The following is a 17,252-nucleotide window of genomic DNA, read 5'->3' on the forward strand; positions in this document are numbered from 1 at the left end:
GGATCCAAATGCTTGTTTAAAGTAGTCTTTTGCCGCGTCCATGACTGGCGATCCGGAAAGAACAGAACGACGATCTTGATCAAGGATCCCATGATCTGGTTGTAGTACATAAGCGGAGGATACCAAGGCCCCACTCGATGTCCCGCTGCCATCAACATCACGCACATCAGACAGCGCGTAATTCCTATCCAAACAAAAAATAGAATCAGATAATTAAAGTTGTACTGAATGCTCGCAAGAATCGCTGCAGACAATCCAAGCAGACCTGTCCACATCTGTACACGTTGGTCTTGCAACACATAGTAGGTAAACCAGCCAAGACGCCACGGACCAAGTTCCCGTGCCCGTCCATTCTGACGGAGAGAGTTGCCGTACCAACGAAACATCAACGTCCTGCTGCTACGAATCAAACTCGGATCGGGCGGATGCTCAATCGTTTGGATAGCCGCATCAGGAAGATAGAAGGTCCTCCAGCCATGTCTGACAACGCTGAACCAGGACGACTTGTCATCGCCTGTCAAGAACTTCACACGGCCTAAACGCCAATGCAGTATCGAATCATTTTCGACGTCTGATATGAACGTTGGCTGAGTAACGATAGAAGCTCTGAAAACCGACATGCGTCCGGTCAGTGTTAAGACTCGATGACTCAGCGCCATAGAACACATGTTCAAGTGCCGTTCAGCGAACCGCAATTTGTGCCATTCATTCATCAGTGGTGACCCGAGCACAGTACAAAACTCGTTAGTCGTTAATGCACCCACATTAGATAGCTGATGGAATACCTGAGCGCACTTACGCATCACGTTCGGCATTAGCACCGAATCACCATCAATCACAGCTACTAACGCTCGGTGATCAGGGCAATCTCTGGCGATAGCCCGAAAGCCAAAAGCCAAACCGTCACGTTTGCCGGTACCAGCAATTCGAACGATCTTCAGCTTCACCCGTTCAGGAGGCTGATACGTGTCCCAGAGAGCCCTCAGTAGCAGCTCATCTCCATACTCCACGATCGACGCAACAATCGTGCTTGGATATCCACAATCCACGGCTTGCTCGAGAATTGCCTGATATACCCGTGCCGTTGTAGCAGCGTCAATACGAAAGCTTGTTACCATAAAATAAGCATGGGACGGATCGGAACTCGAGCCGGCTTTCTCAGCTCGCTCTCGCAATCTCGGGTACGCGACATACAAAAACCACATCGCACGTACAAAATGGACGCCACGTAAAGCGTACCGCCAAAGACCGATCGCCCCCACCGCCACCAAAAAATGTGGCCCAACTTCGTCGAGCGTGAACGACGGAAGGAGAAGAATCATTCCGCCAATCGTCGCGAGCAACAATAACCAGCCGGTCAGCTCTTTCAGTGGTGCGAACCAAGAAATTTCATCTGCTACCTGGGTGTTCGGGCGCCGTTGAGTCATTGCATTTTTGCCTGGTGAATGCGGCAGCCTACCAGCAGATACCCTGCGCATCTTCAGTCGACGTAGTGCTCATGAATCCGACGAGGTCGACAAGCTTGACGCCAGGCTTGAGCTTGGCAACGACATCGGCGAACTCGGAATCCTTGTTGCCCAGCACGATGACATCGGAACCGTTGACCACGTCTTCAAGCGTTGAACTCAGCAATTTGGAGACGTGAGGGATCTTCGAGTCGATGTAGTCCTTGTTGGTACCCATGACGCGAGCATGGTCGACATTACGATCGAAGATCTTCAGCGAGTAGCCTTTGCCGATCAGCAGTTCGGCCAAGTCGACCAGCGGGCTTTCGCGCAGATCGTCTGTGCCGGACTTGAACGCCAGACCGAGCAGGCCGACGTTCTTCTTGCCGAATGCGGAAATCAGGTTGAACGCGCGATCGACCTGGGCAACGTTGCTGCGCATGATCGCGGCGAGCATCGGGTTGTCCGATTCCACCTGGGACGACCGGTAGTTCAGCGCGCGCAAGTCTTTCGGCAGGCAGGAACCGCCGAAGGCGAAGCCTGGCTTCATGTAGTAAGCCGACAGATTGAGCTTGTCGTCTTCGCAGATCAGCTTCATGACTTCGCGACCATCGACGCCGCAAGCCTTGGCAATGTTGCCGATCTCGTTGGCGAACGTGACCTTGGTGGCATGCCAGACGTTGCAGGTGTACTTGACCATTTCGGCCGTTTCGATCGGGCGGCGGAAAACGGCCGCCGGCAGCACCGAATAGATCGAGGCCAGACCTTCACCCGACGCCGCATCCAGCTCGCCGATAATCGTCATCGGCGGCTCGCGGTAATCGTCGATCGCGGTGCTTTCACGCAGAAATTCCGGATTGACCGCAACGCCAAAATCAGTACCGGCTTTCTTGCCGGACGACTGTTCGAGCGCCGGAATCACCACATTCTTGACCGTACCCGGCAGCACCGTGCTGCGCACGACGACGGTATGACGCGCCGCCTTGTTCTTCAGGATGGCACCGATCTCGCGGCACACCTGATCGACGTAACGCAGGTCAAGATCACCGTTGCGCTTGCTCGGTGTGCCGACGCAGATCATCGTCAGTTCCGAGCCGAGAATCGCTTCTTCGGTGTCGGTGGTCGCCCGCAGTTTGCCGGAGGCAACGCCCTTGGCGAGCAGTTCGCCGAGACCCGGCTCGACGATTGGCGACTGACCGGAATTGATCAGCTTGACTTTCAGTGCGGAAACGTCAACGCCAATTACTTCGTGCCCGTAATCGCTCAGGCAAGCTGCACAAACGGCACCGACATAGCCCATCCCGAAAATACTGATTTGCACGGTTTGCTCCCTAAATTCTGATCGCGGACTCCGTAGCAAGAGCTCGCGACAAATGATCGAAGTACAACGAGTTCGTAAATTCCGAACCGGCGTGACACGCCGAGCGCGTACCGCCAGAACCTGTGCTTGGCTTTCTGCACGTTTCGCGCCACCCGCGCGTTTCATGCTCGCAACCCTTTGGTCAGGCAGCGTAATTTTCGCTACCTGCAGAAAACTGAACGCAACCCCAACGCGGAGCAGATCCGACGCCTTCAACGCTGCACCGCAACAAGTATACGGCGTCGACATCACCTGTCACAGGAACAAAAGTGCACTATTGGGAGGCAATCTAGGCCCGTGTCACAAAACTGCAGCGGAGACAAGTTTTCTGTCTCCAAACTCCAATTCGGCACAGTTGTAACAGACCAACAATTCAACAGTTAAGGAAAAATTAAGCGCACACAGGCTATCGGCCGGCTTCGTCAAATCTGTTGCCTAACTTTCAGCGGGCAGGGGAAGCGCCGGCGTTGCAACGTCGTCGGGGTCGTGATCATCAGCAGCACCGCCTTCACCGGCGAACGGTGTGGCCAGCATCGCGGCCTCGATACCGCGATCGCGAAGATGGGCGATCAATGCATCGCCATGGCCATGGGTGACCAGCACGCGTTTCGCGCCGGTGTCGTCGATGGTGCGCAATAACGAATCCCAGTCGGCGTGGTCGCTCATCACGAAACCGCGATCGTAGGCCAACCGCCGCTTGCCGCCGCGCACGCGCATCCAGCCACTGGCGAAGCCGGTGGAGCAGGGATGCAGACGTTTCATCCACGGCGTGCCGCTGGCACCCGGTGGAGCCAGCACCAGCTTGCCGGCGAACGACATGCCCTTCGGCTGATTGCCGACGGCATCGGTCGGCAACATCGGAATGCCGGCTTGCCGATAGGCCTTGATCAGGCCGGGCATCGCCCCGTGCACATAGACGATTTCGTCGGACGATGGTTTCGACGCGGCGTCCAACGGCGACGCCGCGAGGGCGGCCAACTCGGCGAGCACCCGCTGCGCCTTGCCGAGCGAGTAGCAGAACAGCACGGCCGCCTGACCGTCCTGCTTGCAGGCCTGCCACCAGGCAAAGATCTCGGCGGCGACCTCGGCAGTCTCGGTCCAGCGGTAGATCGGTAGCGCGAAGGTGGCTTCGGTGATCCAGGTATCGCAGCGGAACGGTTCGAAGGGGTCACAACTGGCATCGGCATCCCGCTTGAAATCGCCGGACACGCCCCAGACGCGGCCATCGTCATGCTCGATGCGAACCTGCGCGGAGCCGAGTACATGACCCGCCGAATGCAGCGAGATGGTCACCTCGTTGAAGCGCAGCTTCTGGCCGTAATCGAGCGGCGTGATCGGCGACTGCCTGCCCAGCCGCTCACGCAACAAGCCCAAGCCGCGTGAGGCGCCCCAGTAGTGCTGACTACCAGTCCGCGCGTGGTCGCCGTGGGCGTGGGTGATCACCGCACGCGGCACGCCACGCCAGGGGTCGATGTGGAAATCGCCTTGCGGGCAGTAAAGACCTTCCGGCCGCACGATGACGAGATCGTCTTCTTTCATGGCGATGCCGGGGTCTGCGCTTCGATGATCGCCATCAGCCGCTTCAGCGCGCCGCGATTGCCGGCGACGGCGACTTCACCATTGGCACCCATTGCACGGCAGCGTTCGGGGCTGGCGAGCAACACGGCCAGTTCTTCGGCGAGACGTGCTGCATCCTCAATCTCGATCGCCGCGTCGCGCTCCAGCAACAAAGCACGGGCTGCCTCGAAGTTATGCATGTGCGGACCGAACAACACCGGCAGGCCGAGTGCTGCGGGCTCCAGCACATTGTGTCCGCCGACTGCCACCAGGCTGCCGCCGACGAAGGCGGCATCGGCCATTGCCAGATACAGGAACATCTCGCCCATGCTGTCGCCGAGAAAGACCTGCACGCTTTCCAGCTCCGGCGAATGGCTGGAACGATCAAGCGCGGCCAAGCGCGCACGGCGTTCGGCAACGAAGTCGGCCTCTTCGATCAGCGACCAGACGGCGTCGAAACGCTGCGGATGACGGGGGACCAGCACCAGCAAGGCGTCCGGCTGCAATTCGACGAGGGCGGCATGGGCTGCGAGCGCGGCGGCTTCCTCGCCGTCATGCGTCGAAGCCGCAACCCAAACCGGGCGCTCACCGAAGCGGGCCCGCAGGGCGACACCTTCGGCGATCCGGACATCGGGCAGCGCGAGATCGAACTTCAAGTTGCCGATTACCCGCACTCGCTCGCGCGGCGCTCCCAGCGTGCGGAAGCGGGCGGCATCGGACTTCGACTGCGCGGCGACGCAATCGACGTTGCGCAAAGTGTTCCGCGCAAAGCCGTGCACCCGGCCGTAGCCGCGGAAGCTGCGCGGCGACAGGCGGGCGTTGGCGATGGTCAGCGGGATGCCGCGAACCCGGCAGGCGCGGAACAGGTTCGGCCACAGCTCGGTTTCCATCACCACCAACTTGGCCGGGCGCACCTGACTCAGGAAACGGGCGACCGCATCCGGCAAGTCATAAGGCGCATAGGAATGATGGACGCGGTCACCGAACGCGGCCATCACTCGCGCCGAGCCGGTCGGCGTCGTCGATGTCACCCAGATGCGGCGCTCGCCGTGGCTGGCGATCAGCGCTTCGATCAGCGGCTGCGCCGCCAGTGCCTCGCCGACCGAAACCGCGTGCACCCAGACGGCGATGTCCTCGGCCGGCCGCGGCACCCGCCCGAAGCGCTCACCGATACGGCTGCGGTATTCCGGCAGCTCGCGGCTTTTCCACAGCAGACGCAGCAACACCAGTGGCGTCGAGAGATAGAGCAGGAAGGTGTAGAGCAGTCGCACGGGTAACAAGCATGGGGGGCGATCGACGGGCGCGCAACGCTAAACTCGCTGGATGAATGCCCACGAAGCCAATTCCGCCAAGCTGCCGCGCGCACTGCTGCACCCCCGCTGGTGGCTGGCCTGGCTGCTGCTCGGCATTGGTCGCGCCTTGTGCTGGCTACCGGTTTCCTGGCTGCTGGCGATCGGTTCGTCGCTGGGCTGGCTGGTCTGGCGGTTGTTGCCGAGCCGGCGCCGGGTGACCCGAATCAATCTGCGGCTGTGCTTCCCGGAGTTCGATGAAGCGCGGATCGTCGCGCTGGTCGAAGCGCATTTCCGGGCGCTGGGCATGGGCCTGTTTGAAACCTTGCTGGCCTGGCTGGCACCGGACGCGAAGCTGAAGGGTCGGCTGGAACTGCGCGGTGTCGAGCATCTCGATGCCGCCACGGCCGACGGTTCCGGCGTGCTGCTGCTGACCGGCCACTTCACCACTCTGGAAATCGCCGCCCGCTCGATCTGCCTCGCCGATCGGCCGTTCCACGCAATGTATCGGCCGGCCGACAACGCTTTCGTCGACTGGTGGATGCACCGTTGGCGCGAGCAGCGCTCGGGCCGACCGGCGCTGCCGAAGGACGACCTGAAGAACCTGCTGCGCGCGCTACGGAACGGCGGCGCCGTCTGGTACGCACCGGACCAGACTCTGGAAGTGCCGGGTGCGATCTTTGTACCGTTCTTCGGTGTGCCGGCGCTGACCCTGACCGCCACCTCGCGCCTCGCCCAGCTCGGCCGCGCCAAGGTCGTGCCGTTCTTCCCGGCCCGCGGTGACGACGGCCGCTATGTGGTGACCATGGGTCCGGCGCTCGAAAATTTCCCGAGCGGCGATGACCGGGCCGACACCCGGCGCATCAATGCGCTGATCGAGGACGCGATCCGCATCTGCCCCGAACAGTATTTCTGGACCCACCGACGCTTCAAGTTCCAGCCGCCGGGCGCGCCGGACGTCTACGCCCGCGGATGAGGCTCGACGTCGTCAACCCCTGGGGTCGCGATGCGCCGGTCGACTGGCGCGGTGGGCTGACGCCACCGGGTGCGCCGGGCCACGCGCCGATCAACTACTGGGCCTGGGCCGCCGCCACTGGCGGCCAGTTCCACCAGACGCCGGACACCGTCGATGGCTCGGCCGACGCCGTGGTCGTGCTGCTGCGCCGGCGTGGTCTGGCCAATCTGCGCGCGGTGCGCCAGTTGAAGGCGCGCGGCTTGACGGTGTTCGTCAGCTGGAAGGAAAGCGGCAGTGCCCAGATCGAGCATCAGCTGCGGTTTCCCTGGCGGCGCTGGCTGCATCGCCGGGTGCTGGCCGCCTGCGATGGCGCATTCGCGGCCACCGAACCGGGCTGCGCGCACTACCAGAACTACGGCCTGTCGCCGGGGCGCGTGCGTTTCATCGTCACGCCGTATCCATTCGACGAGCCAGGCTGGGATTTCTCGCAAGCCCTCGAAACCCGCAGCGGCATCGTTGTCGGCACCCGGGAGTTCGGACAACCAGCACGGCGTCACACCGAGGCGCTGCAGCTGGCGGGTCGCATCGCCCGCACGGCCGGCGCGCCGCTGACCGTATTCAATCTGGACGGCGAGGCCGGCCGTGCCCGCGTGCTGGCAGCGACCGGCACCGTCCCGACCTTGCGCTGGGTCGAGCAGCGGCTGCCCTATCCCGCATTCCTGCAGGAGCTGGCGCGCCATCGGCTGATCATCCAGCGCGATGCCGGCTGGGTGCCGGGCCAGATCGCCGGCGATGCGCTGCTCTGCGGCATCGTCAATATCGGCGGCAACGGCGCGGTGCAGCGGCTGGCGTTTCCGGCGCTGGCTGAACCGGAAGCCGACGAGGCGCTGCTTGAAGCGGCGGCGATCCACTTGCTGAGCGATGACAGCGCCTACCGGCTGGAAATCGAACAGGCGCGGCAGCGGGCCGAAAGAGTGGGCTTGAGCTACGGCGGCTTCCGGGCCGAACTTGCCGAGCTGCTCGAAATAATGGCTACAGGGGCAATGACCGCAAAGCCTCGATCACCCGCTCGCGGCTGACCGTCAGCGGTCGCTCGCGGTCGATCGTCGCGGGCTGGCCCTCATTACATAGCCAATGCTGATTGCGGCCGAAAGCGCCAGTCATCTGCGGCAAGGTCGGTCCATACAGGGAGATGCCCGGCGTTGCGAGGGCGGCTGCCAGATGCATCAGCCCGGTATCGACGCCGACCACGACCTTGGCATGGGCGATCCAGCCGGCGACGGCGGTCAACCCCAGCTTCGGCAGCACCCGGCAACCCGGCGTGGCGCTGGCGATCCGCTCGGCATCGGCACGTTCGGCCTCGTTGCCCCAGGGCAGCATCACGGCGAGGCCCCGCTGACTGAGCCAGCGCGCCAGCGCCTGCCAGTCGGCCAGCGGCCAGCGCTTGCTCGGCCAGGTGGTGCCGTGCAGGAACACCACGTAAGGCTGATCAACCATGGGTGACAGGAAGCGATCGCGATCGAGGCCGCTGTCCGGCGGCGCGTCGAGCGCCGCCGGCACCGGATAGCCGAGTGCGGCAGCGAACAGACGCCGGGTCCGGGTGATCGCATGTTCCTGACCGTGCGCCGGCACCGCATAACGATGGCGATAGAACAACGAAGCCAGTGGTTCGCGGGCCGATGTCCAGTCAGGTCCGGCACTCGGGCCGTCGGCACGGCTGGCCAGCCAGGCACTTTTGACCAGACCCTGAGCATCGAGCACCAGGTCGTATCGGGTCTGACACAAGTCGTCACGAAAGCGGGCCCAGTCACCGTCCCGCAATGTCGTCAACGGAACCTTGCGCCAGCGCCGCAGGTCGGATGCGATGACCCGCTGGACGGCCGGATGCCAGCGTGGAATCTCGGCAAACGGCCGCTCGGCGAGCCAATCCACCGCCAGATCCGGCACCGCGCGTACCGCGTCGGTCAGGGCCGGCAGCGTATGAATCAGGTCACCAAGCGAGGTGGTCTTGACGATCAGCAGCTTCATTGGAACAGGGCAGGAATGAGGTCGGGAGCGAGGCTTGCAGGGCGGTTTCAGTCATGGGTCAGCCCGAAACTTGCTGGTATATTCCGGGCCATCGGAAAGGCAGGGTCGCATGCCGAATGGTCCACCGGTAAATCAGCCGGAAGTGCCGGCAGCCGCAGGATCCCGCCCTTGTCTTCATGGAATCGAAACCAATTCAGAGGTCACGTGTGAACCGCACCGTACGTCGTAGTGCTGCATTTCTTTTGATGATGGGCCTGACAGCACTGACGCTGCCAGCAACGGCGGCAACGCCGGTGGAAGAAGCCCAGGCCCTGATCAGCCAAGGCGATCTCGATGGCGCGCTCAAGCGTATCGATCGTTACCTGTCCGGCAGCCCGCAGGACGCCGAAGGCCGCTTCACGCGGGCGCTGATCCTGGTCAAGCAGAACAATAACGCCGAAGCGATCAAGGCTTTCACCGAGCTGACCCGCGACTATCCGCAGTTGCCCGAGCCTTACAACAATCTCGCCGTGCTGTACGCCCAGACCGGCAACTACGAGAAGGCCCGCGACGCCCTCGAAGCCGCGCTCGCCACCAATCCGAGCTACGCCACCGCGCACGAAAATCTCGGCGATATCTACGCCGCGCTGGCCGGTGCCGCCTACAACCGCGCACTGGCACTGGACGCCAACAACGCGTCGACCCGCTACAAGCTGTCGCTGCTCAGCGGCTTGACCAATGGCGGTGCCGGCCGCGCTGCGCCTGCGGCCGCTCCAGCTCCGGTCGCCGCGGCAGTGGCACCGACTGCAGCAACACCTGCGCCTGTCGCCGCTGCGCCGACCGCGGTTCAACCGAGTGCTCCTGCCTCCAGCGATGCCGTGCTGAGAGCGCTGGAAGTCTGGGCCAGAGCCTGGTCGGCCCGTGATGTCGACGCCTATCTCGCCGCCTATTCGTCCGAGTTCAGGCCCGACGGCGGCCTCGCGATCGACGAATGGCAGCTCCAGCGCCGTGCGCGTATCGGCAAGGCCAAGATGATCAATGTCGAGCTGGTGGCACCCGAAGTGCAGTCGATCGACGCCCAGCACGTCCGCGTGCTGTTCACGCAGGACTACTCGTCCGACACCATCTCCGACAAGGTCGGCAAGATCATCGAGATGGCCGAGGTTGGCGGCACCTGGAAGATCACCCGGGAAACCACCCGCTGAGTCCGAGCTTGGGGCAGGGGCTGGCGGCAGCGCTGCTAGCGACGAGCCTGCTGCTGGCAGCCGCTTCAAGCATTGCCGACAGCACCCCTGACGAGCCGCTGGTCAGGGCGGAAATTCATCCCGAAGACCGCCTTTCCGAAGCGCTGGCGGCGATGCGCGACGGCCACTACGGCGTGGCCACCCGGCAGCTCGAACAGCTGCTGAGCATCGAGCCCAACTTCCGCCTCGCCCAGCTGCTGTATGCCCAGGCGCTGGCGCTGCGTTCCGGCGGTCGTGTCGATTCGCCACCGGCCAACGAAGACGATCCACGCCTCAACGCCCTGCTGGCCGAGTATCGAAACCGCAGTGACGAGCTGCGCGCCCTGCCGGCATCCGGCCTGGTGCCCAGCCTGCTGCTGAAGCTGTCGGACGAGGTCGGCAACGTGCTGGTCGTCGATCTCGCCAAGGGCCGCGCCTACCTGATCGACAACAACGGCTCCGGCCAGTACGTGGTGCGCAACCTGTATGCGGGCATCGGTCGCAACGGCTACGGCAAGCGCAGCGCGGGCGATCTGCGCACGCCGATCGGCATCTATCGCGTCACCGGCTGGATGGGCGACGACCAGTTGCCAACGCTCTACGGCGCCGGCGCGCTGCCGCTGAGCTATCCGAATTCCTGGGACCGTTTGCAGGGCCGCACCGGTTCCGGCATCTGGCTGCACGGCGTGCCGACCGATACCTATGTCCGCGGCCCGCGTTCGAGCGAAGGCTGCGTGACCTTCTCGAACAACGATCTGCTCAGCCTGCGCTCGCAGCTCCGGGTCGACAGCACGCCGGTGATCCTCGCCGAGCAGCTCGACTGGGTGCCGGCCGCGCAGCTCGATGCCGAGCGTGGGCCTTTGCTGAAGGCGATCGAGGACTGGCGCAGCCAGAGCGAGATCACGCTCAGCGATCTGAGCCTGTTCGCCTATCCTGGCGAGAACGGTCTGGTGCTGGCTCAGTTCGTCCAGAATCAGGCCGGCGACGACCTGGCTTCCGGTGCCCGCAGGGACCAGTACTGGCGGCGTCAGGACGACGGCGCCTGGAAGATCGTCCGCGAGATGAACCGCTGAGCCCTCGAATCGAAGGACCTGCACCCGGAGCACCGCGATGAACATGGACCCGATCGAGTACCGCATCCACGGCAGCGATCTGCAGTACGTCGAAGTGCGCCTGGCCCCCGGCCGCTGCGCGGTTTCCGAGCCGGGCGCGATGATGTACGTCGACGACGACGTGCAGGTCTCCACCGAGATCGGCGACGGCAGCGGCCGCGAAACCCACTTCCTCAGCCGCCTGTGGCGCGGCGTGCGCCGCAAGTTCAGCGGCGAATCGCTGTTCACGTCGATCTACCGCAATGACGCCGCTACTGATCGCCGCGTCGCCTTCGCTGCGCCCGGTCCGGGGCAGATCGTGCCGATCGATCTCGCCGTATCCGGCGGTACCTTGATCGTCCAGCGCGGTGCCTTTCTGGCCGGCGCGCGCGGCGTCGAAGTGGGCCTGGCCTGGCAGAAGCGCATCAGAGTCGGCCTGTTCGGCGGTGAGGGATTCATCATGCAGAAGCTCACCGGCGATGGGGTGGCCTTCGTCCATGCCAGCGGCGCGCTGACCGAAATGCAACTGGCGCCCGGCCAGAGCCTGAGAGTCGATACCGGCTGCCTCGTCGCGCTGCAAAGCTCGGTGCGCTACGACATCAAGTACGCCGGCAAGATCAAGACCGCGCTGTTCGGCGGCGAAGGCCTGTTCTTCGCCCAGCTATCCGGCCCCGGCACCATCTGGCTGCAATCGATGCCGCTGAAGCGCCTGAGCCGCACCCTGCTCGGCATGGCGATGACGGCGAACCCGCGCGGCCGGATTGTCTGGTTCCTGATCGTTGTCGCCTTCGCGGTGATCAATATTCTGACCATGGACATGCCGGTCTGAGATGAGCCAGCACTTCGCCGCGCTGCTCTATGGCCGCGACCTGCCGCCGGCCGGCTTGAAGGTCAGTGCGCAGTTCGTCGGCAATCGCCTGCAAGTCGGCGGTGATCTGCGGCTGGAAGCGGCGGCCGATGCGATCACCGTCGAAACCGGTGGCTTCGATCACGACACGCTCTACCTCGGCTGGACCGACGCCACGCGCGGCCGACTGTCGCTGGCACCCCTCGATACGGTGGCGCGCGCCACCCTGATCAGCAGCGCACCGGCCACGCTCGAAACAGCGCTGCGCCGGCACGTGCGCAGCGGCCGCAACGATCGCGGCAAGTGGCTGCTGCTCGGCGGGCTGGCGGCGAGCCTGGCAGTACTGGTGATCAGCGTGATGCTCGGCTACGGGCTGATCGTCGACTGGGCGGTGCGCATGGTGCCGACCGAGGTCGAGGAAAAGCTCGGCAAATCGACGATGGCCGAGCTACGCCAGTCCGGAAAACTGCTCGATAGCGGCCCGGCCGTCGACGCCGTCAGCAGCATCGGCAACAAGCTCACTGCCGGCTCGCGCTATCACTATCACTGGGCGGTGCTCGAAGACTCGAGCATCAACGCCTTTGCCGCACCCGGCGGCTACGTCGTCGTCCATCGCGGCCTGATCCTCGCGGCGAAGACGCCCGAGGAACTGGCCGGCGTGCTCGCACATGAAGTGCAGCACGTCGAGAATCGCCACACGCTGAAGGCGATGGTCAACGGCCTCGGCTGGGCGACGATGGCCACCGTGCTGCTCGGCGATGTCAGCGCCGTGGCCGGCATGCTCGCCTACCAGGTTGGCACCACTCACTACAGCCGCGATCTCGAAACCGAAGCCGATAGCCAGGGGCTGGCAGCGCTGGTTCGCGCCGACATCGCGCCCGAAGGCATGGCGACGTTCTTCCGGACCCTGGCCAAGGAGGCACCGCAGATGCCGATCGCGCTGCTGTCCAGCCATCCGGCCACGGAGGAACGCATAGCCGCGATCGAAGCCGGCATCCAGGCGCTGCCGAAGAAGGACTACCCGCCGCTGGCAATCGACTGGCCGGCGGTGAAAGCCAGCCTCGATCAGGACGACAAGGCGTCCTAGCAATCGCCTGCGGCTTGAACCGGCCGCGTTCAGCGCAACATACCGCTGCCTACCACTCCGGATCACCGCCTTGTCCCGCCCCGGCCACCGCCGCACCCCTGATACCGGCGACGCTGCCGAAGACGCCGTCGTCGAACCATCACTGGCCAAGGCGCTGGTCGCGCTGAAGCCTTATCTGGCCGAGTTTCCCGGTCGCCTCACGATCGCGCTGAGCCTGCTGTTCATCGCCAAGATCGCTGGCGTCTGGCTGCCGCAGTTGATGAAGCAGCTGGTCGACGGCCTTGGTCCGCGCGAAGGTCTGGTGCTGGTGGTGCCGGCCGCCTTGCTGCTCGCCTACGGTGCGTTCCGCTTCCTGAATGTGCTGCTCGGCGAACTGCGCGATCTGGTCTTCGGCCGGGTCGCCGAGCGCGCCCAGCGCCGCGCCGCGCTGAAGGTGTTCGAGCATCTGCATCGGCTCGATCTGGAATTCCATCTGTCGCGGCGCACCGGTGCCTTGAGTCGGGACATCGAGCGCGGCGTCGACGGCATCAGCTTCCTGCTGCGCTTCCTGACCTTCAACATCGTGCCGACGCTGTTTGAGATCGCGCTGGTCGCCGGCATTCTGTGGAAACAGTACGACGGCCGGTTCGCGGCGATCGCCGGCGTTTCGGTGGTGCTCTATGTCGCGTTTTCGGTGTGGGTGACCGAGTGGCGCACCAAATTCGTGCGTGCGGCGAACACCATGGATTCGAAAGCCAACACCCGCGCCATCGATTCCCTGCTCAACTATGAAACGGTCAAGTACTTCGGTAACGAGCGCTGGGAAGCCGAGCGCTACGATGACAGCATGGCCGCCTGGGAACGCGCGACCTCGCAGAACCGGATGTCCCTGTCGGCGCTGAACACCGGTCAGGCGCTGATCGTCGCCGGCTCGATCACCGCGATGATGTGGCTGGCGGCGGCCGAAGTGGTCGGCGGCGCGATGACCGTCGGCGGCTTCGTGGCCGTCAACGCCTACATGATCCAGCTGTTCGTGCCGCTGAACTTCCTCGGCTTCGTCTACCGCGAGATCCGCCGCGCGCTGACCGACATGCAGAAGATGTTCGGCCTGATCGAGCAGCCGGCGAAGATCGTCGACGCGCCCGATGCCATGCCGCTGCTGCGCACCAGCGGTGGCAGCCCGGCGATCCGCTTCGATGACGTGCGCTTCGGCTACAGCGCAACCCGCAACATCCTGAGCGGCGTCAGCTTCGTGATCGCGCCCGGCAAGAAGCTCGCGGTGGTCGGCGCCAGCGGTGCTGGCAAATCGACGCTGGCCCGGCTGCTGTTCCGCTTCTACGATCCGGATCACGGCTCGATCAGCATCGACGGCGTCGATCTCCGCGCAATGCCGCAGGACAGCTTGCGCCGCTTGATCGGCGTGGTGCCGCAGGACACTGTGCTGTTCAACGACACCATCGAATACAACATCGCCTACGGCCGGCCGGGTGCGACCCGCGCCGAAGTCGAGCGCGCCGCCAAGCTGGCCCATCTCGACGGTTTCATCGCCCGCCTGCCGCAGGGCTACGAGACGCACGTGGGCGAGCGCGGCCTGAAGGTGTCCGGTGGCGAGAAGCAGCGCATCGCGATCGCCCGCGCCTTGCTCAAGGACCCGCCGATCCTGATTCTGGATGAAGCAACTTCGTCGCTGGATTCGCGTGCCGAGGCGGCGATTCTCGACGCGCTGCAGGCGGCCACGGAGCGGCGCACGACCCTGGTCATCGCCCATCGGCTGTCGACGATCACCGATGCCGACACCATCGTCGTGCTCGATCAGGGCGTGGTCGTCGAACACGGCTCGCACGCCGGCCTGCTCGCCGCGAATGGCGCTTATGCCCGCCTGTGGAATCTGCAACTGGGCGAGCAGATTGGCAGTCCTGCGGCATGACTGAATGGGTACTTTTGTCAGTTGTGTAAAGACGCTGGTCATCGCTACAGCGCCCTGCGATGATCCGGCTGAAAGCAATTCATCTGCCCGCGAAAAGTTCACGCAAGTGCTTTGATCCGTGGACAAAATCGTTTAGCAGCTCCGGCATCGTGCACGATGCCCCATAAAGTGGCGCCATGACCCGGAACCCTTTCAGCAAGCACGACTGTGCTCGGCGCGCGCGCCTCGCGGCGCCGAATTGCGTCGTGGCTGCAGGGCATTGCAGGTGGTGAACGGCAACCCGAAAGTGGTGAGCCTGCTGCGCGGCAAGGGCAAGCCTGCCGAAGGCACGGCGCAACTGGTGGAGACGCTGCGCCTGCAGGTGGTCGAAGCCCTGCGCGAGCGGCTCAACATCATGTTCGATGGTGCCGACGATCTGCTCTTCGAGTTCGCCGAACGCGCCACCAACAACCAGGATCGCCGCCTGTTCTTCGACACCATGCGGGCCGTGCGTCTCGACCGCAAGAACATGACCACGCGGTTCTGCGACAACTACAGCAAGGGCTTCGATGCCGCGTTTCCAGTCCCCGGCAGCCGGGAAGCGGACGGCGAGCTGAGCCTGCAGAAAAACGAAGCTGTCGAGCTCGACATCGCCGTCTCGAACATGGCGGCCAAGGCCGATGGTCTCTACAAGACCACGCTCTGGGACATCGGCGGACGGGTCAAGACGCTGGTCGAGAACCATCACGCGCCAATGTCGATCGACGCATTGGCGCCGCTGACCATCTGCCGCGCGTTCCGCTCGGCCGCCGAAACCCTGAACGTCGGCTCGGACGTCGAACTGGTGGTGTTCAAGCTGTTTGATCGCCTGGTGATCAGCGAGCTGGCCGATCTCTACTTCAAGGCGCTGAATTTCCTGAAGCAGCAGGGCGTGCAGTCCGCCCATTCAGGCTACGGACCAGGCCATGTGCCGAGCGCCCGCCCGGGCGGCACATTGCGCGGCGACATGCCGAACGGAGAAGCCACCGCCACGCATGCGCCGCGCGGCTTCTCCGATCAATTCGGCCAGACCGCAGCCCAGCCGGAGTTTCGCGCGCCGGCCGGCCTTGCCGCGTCGATGATGACCTCGCCGGCCCTCGATCCGCAGTCCTTGGCCAGCCTGCAGCGCCTCTCTGCGACGCCGCCCGACGCCGCCGCCTACTCGAATGCCAGCCTCGCCGCCGATCTCGCAGCAGCCTCGCAAGGCCTGACCATCCTCGGCTGGACGCCACGCCAGACCGCCGCCTATGTGCAGCGCGCCAGCCTGGTCGGCCACATGTTCAACGACATCCTCGCCGACCCGCACCTGCCGAACTCACTGCGCGTGCAGTTCGACGGCTTGCGCTTGTCGACGATGAAAGTGGCGTTGAAGGACATCGCCTTCATCAGCGATCCGGATCATCCGGTCCGAGGCCTGATCAACGAACTGGCGACCATGGCCTCGACGGCCAGAACCGGCGGCCCGGAGCATCAGGCCCGCATTGCCGAGCTGGTATCGCAGATCCAGCAGCAGTTCGATATCGCCGCCGAATCGCTGCGCAAGCCGCCGCCGGAGATCGAGCTGATCGCCACCGATCAGGCCGAACGTTTCATCGAGCAGCAGATGGCGCAGACGGCCACGCGCCGCCAGGCAATCGTCGCCAAGGTGCGCCGGATCATCGCCGGTGAACTGCACTTGCGAACTTCCGGCACCCCGATCAGCGACGAAGTGCGGCCGCTGCTGAACTCGCTGTGGGCGCCGATGATGGCGATGCACCTGCTGCATCACGGGCCCGAAAGTGCCGAATGGAAACAGGGCTTCGCCGAACTCGATCAGATCGTCGCGATGCTCGATCCGGCCCGCGACGATCAGCGCAGCGAAGCTCTGCGGCGCGAACTGCGTGCCGAACTGGCCACGGCGTTCAAGGCCGTCGGCCTCGCCGAAGCACGCATCAACGATGCGCTGAACGGCTTCGAGGCCGCGCTCGGCAAGTTGATCCATCCGGGCCAGCCGAACCAGCCGTCCGCCGATCCGTCACCGGATGCGGTACCGCCGCCAGTGCTGCATGCCGCCACCGCTGCCGACGCGACCGAAAATGTCACCGAACTGCTCGAACAACTGGTGCAGCCCGGCGCCTGGTTTCTGGTCCATGACCACGACCGCAACGAAGGCCGCTGGATGAAAGCGGTGGCCTATTACGCCGGCCTCGACTGCGCCGCGTTCGCCGAATTCGATGGCAGCAATACCCTGCTGCTGAAGTCGCGAATGCTGCTCGACGATCTGTTGGTTCGGCGCACCGTGCCGATCGATCTCGACCCGGCCGCCCGTGCCGCGCTCGACCGCTACCTGGCGCGCGCTGCCTGATCGTCGCCAGTACCTGCTTTCATGGTGCAGTCCGCGTAATAAAGCCGCCGCAGCATCTTCCCGGCACCGGGCTTTTGCACTAAGTTGATGCGAGGCGACCGCTCAAGGTCTGAGAGGCCCGGA

13 protein-coding genes are annotated in these 17,252 nt (G+C 64.1%); 8 read left to right on the top strand and 5 right to left on the bottom strand.

The features are described from left to right. The 4 genes from QZY06_RS19970 to waaA form a co-directional block, all read right to left on the bottom strand. On the bottom strand, positions 1-1,427 hold a 1,427-nt coding region (locus QZY06_RS19970), incomplete at its 3' end, for a glycosyltransferase family 2 protein (RefSeq protein ID WP_295687496.1). 28 nt (positions 1,428-1,455) lie between these two features. After that, complete coding sequence (locus QZY06_RS19975; RefSeq protein ID WP_295687499.1) at positions 1,456-2,766, bottom strand: nucleotide sugar dehydrogenase; 1,311 nt, start codon at positions 2,764-2,766, stop codon at positions 1,456-1,458. 474 nt (positions 2,767-3,240) lie between these two features. After that, positions 3,241-4,344 (bottom strand): ligase-associated DNA damage response exonuclease, encoded by a 1,104-nt coding sequence (locus QZY06_RS19980; protein ID WP_295687500.1) that lies wholly within the window; start codon positions 4,342-4,344, stop codon positions 3,241-3,243. Further along, a complete protein-coding gene (gene waaA, locus QZY06_RS19985) occupies positions 4,341-5,633 on the bottom strand; it encodes a lipid IV(A) 3-deoxy-D-manno-octulosonic acid transferase (RefSeq protein WP_295687501.1) in 1,293 nt (430 codons plus the stop codon). The genes QZY06_RS19980 and waaA overlap by 4 nt, the downstream gene beginning before the upstream one ends. A 52-nt stretch (positions 5,634-5,685) precedes the next feature. Here waaA and lpxL point away from each other — a divergent pair, with 52 nt between their 5' ends. Together lpxL and QZY06_RS19995 are read left to right on the top strand one after the other, a co-directional pair. Then, on the top strand, positions 5,686-6,627 hold the full coding sequence (gene lpxL, locus QZY06_RS19990; RefSeq protein ID WP_295687503.1) for an LpxL/LpxP family Kdo(2)-lipid IV(A) lauroyl/palmitoleoyl acyltransferase: 942 nt from the start codon (positions 5,686-5,688) through the stop codon (positions 6,625-6,627). Beyond that, positions 6,624-7,685 (top strand): hypothetical protein, encoded by a 1,062-nt coding sequence (locus QZY06_RS19995; RefSeq protein ID WP_295687506.1) that lies wholly within the window; start codon positions 6,624-6,626, stop codon positions 7,683-7,685. Before lpxL ends, QZY06_RS19995 begins: the two co-directional genes overlap by 4 nt. Here the strand turns inward: QZY06_RS19995 and waaC are convergent. After that, on the bottom strand, positions 7,639-8,634 hold the full coding sequence (waaC, locus tag QZY06_RS20000) for a lipopolysaccharide heptosyltransferase I (protein WP_295687509.1): 996 nt from the start codon (positions 8,632-8,634) through the stop codon (positions 7,639-7,641). The genes QZY06_RS19995 and waaC overlap by 47 nt on opposite strands. A 206-nt stretch (positions 8,635-8,840) precedes the next feature. On the opposite strand from waaC, the gene QZY06_RS20005 reads away from it, so the two are divergent. The 6 genes from QZY06_RS20005 to QZY06_RS20030 all read left to right on the top strand — a co-directional run bounded on the left by QZY06_RS20005 (position 8,841) and on the right by QZY06_RS20030 (position 17,129). Continuing rightward, positions 8,841-9,818 (top strand): tetratricopeptide repeat protein, encoded by a 978-nt coding sequence (locus QZY06_RS20005; protein ID WP_295687512.1) that lies wholly within the window; start codon positions 8,841-8,843, stop codon positions 9,816-9,818. An 8-nt stretch (positions 9,819-9,826) separates the two neighbouring features. Further along, entirely contained in the window at positions 9,827-10,909 is a 1,083-nt protein-coding gene (locus QZY06_RS20010) for a L,D-transpeptidase family protein (protein WP_295687514.1), read from the top strand. A 37-nt stretch (positions 10,910-10,946) separates the two neighbouring features. After that, positions 10,947-11,756, top strand: a complete 810-nt coding sequence (locus QZY06_RS20015; protein ID WP_295687515.1) for a TIGR00266 family protein — start codon at positions 10,947-10,949, stop codon at positions 11,754-11,756. Between the two features lies 1 nt (position 11,757). Next, the gene (locus QZY06_RS20020; protein ID WP_295687518.1) at positions 11,758-12,861 is read left to right on the top strand and encodes a M48 family metallopeptidase; all 1,104 of its coding nucleotides are present in this window, start codon (positions 11,758-11,760) and stop codon (positions 12,859-12,861) included. A gap of 142 nt (positions 12,862-13,003) precedes the next feature. Continuing rightward, complete coding sequence (locus QZY06_RS20025) at positions 13,004-14,767, top strand: ABC transporter ATP-binding protein/permease (RefSeq protein ID WP_367275692.1); 1,764 nt, start codon at positions 13,004-13,006, stop codon at positions 14,765-14,767. Positions 14,768-15,035: 268 nt separating this feature from the next. Continuing rightward, the gene (locus QZY06_RS20030; RefSeq protein ID WP_295687522.1) at positions 15,036-17,129 is read left to right on the top strand and encodes a DUF1631 family protein; all 2,094 of its coding nucleotides are present in this window, start codon (positions 15,036-15,038) and stop codon (positions 17,127-17,129) included. The last annotated feature ends 123 nt before the right edge of the window (positions 17,130-17,252 follow it).

Source organism: uncultured Nevskia sp. (genome assembly GCF_903885465.1).
GTDB lineage: Bacteria > Pseudomonadota > Gammaproteobacteria > Nevskiales > Nevskiaceae > Nevskia.

Excerpts from the sequence above, each read along its gene's own strand:
- waaC (WP_295687509.1), bottom strand. The coding sequence starts at position 8,634 with ATGAAGCTGCTGATCGTCAAGACCACCTCGCTTGGTGACCTGATTCAT.
- QZY06_RS20015 (WP_295687515.1), top strand. The coding sequence starts at position 10,947 with ATGAACATGGACCCGATCGAGTACCGCATCCACGGCAGCGATCTGCAG.
- QZY06_RS19980 (WP_295687500.1), bottom strand. The coding sequence starts at position 4,344 with ATGAAAGAAGACGATCTCGTCATCGTGCGGCCGGAAGGTCTTTACTGC.
- QZY06_RS20020 (WP_295687518.1), top strand. The coding sequence starts at position 11,758 with ATGAGCCAGCACTTCGCCGCGCTGCTCTATGGCCGCGACCTGCCGCCG.
- QZY06_RS19995 (WP_295687506.1), top strand. The coding sequence starts at position 6,624 with ATGAGGCTCGACGTCGTCAACCCCTGGGGTCGCGATGCGCCGGTCGAC.
- lpxL (WP_295687503.1), top strand. The coding sequence starts at position 5,686 with ATGAATGCCCACGAAGCCAATTCCGCCAAGCTGCCGCGCGCACTGCTG.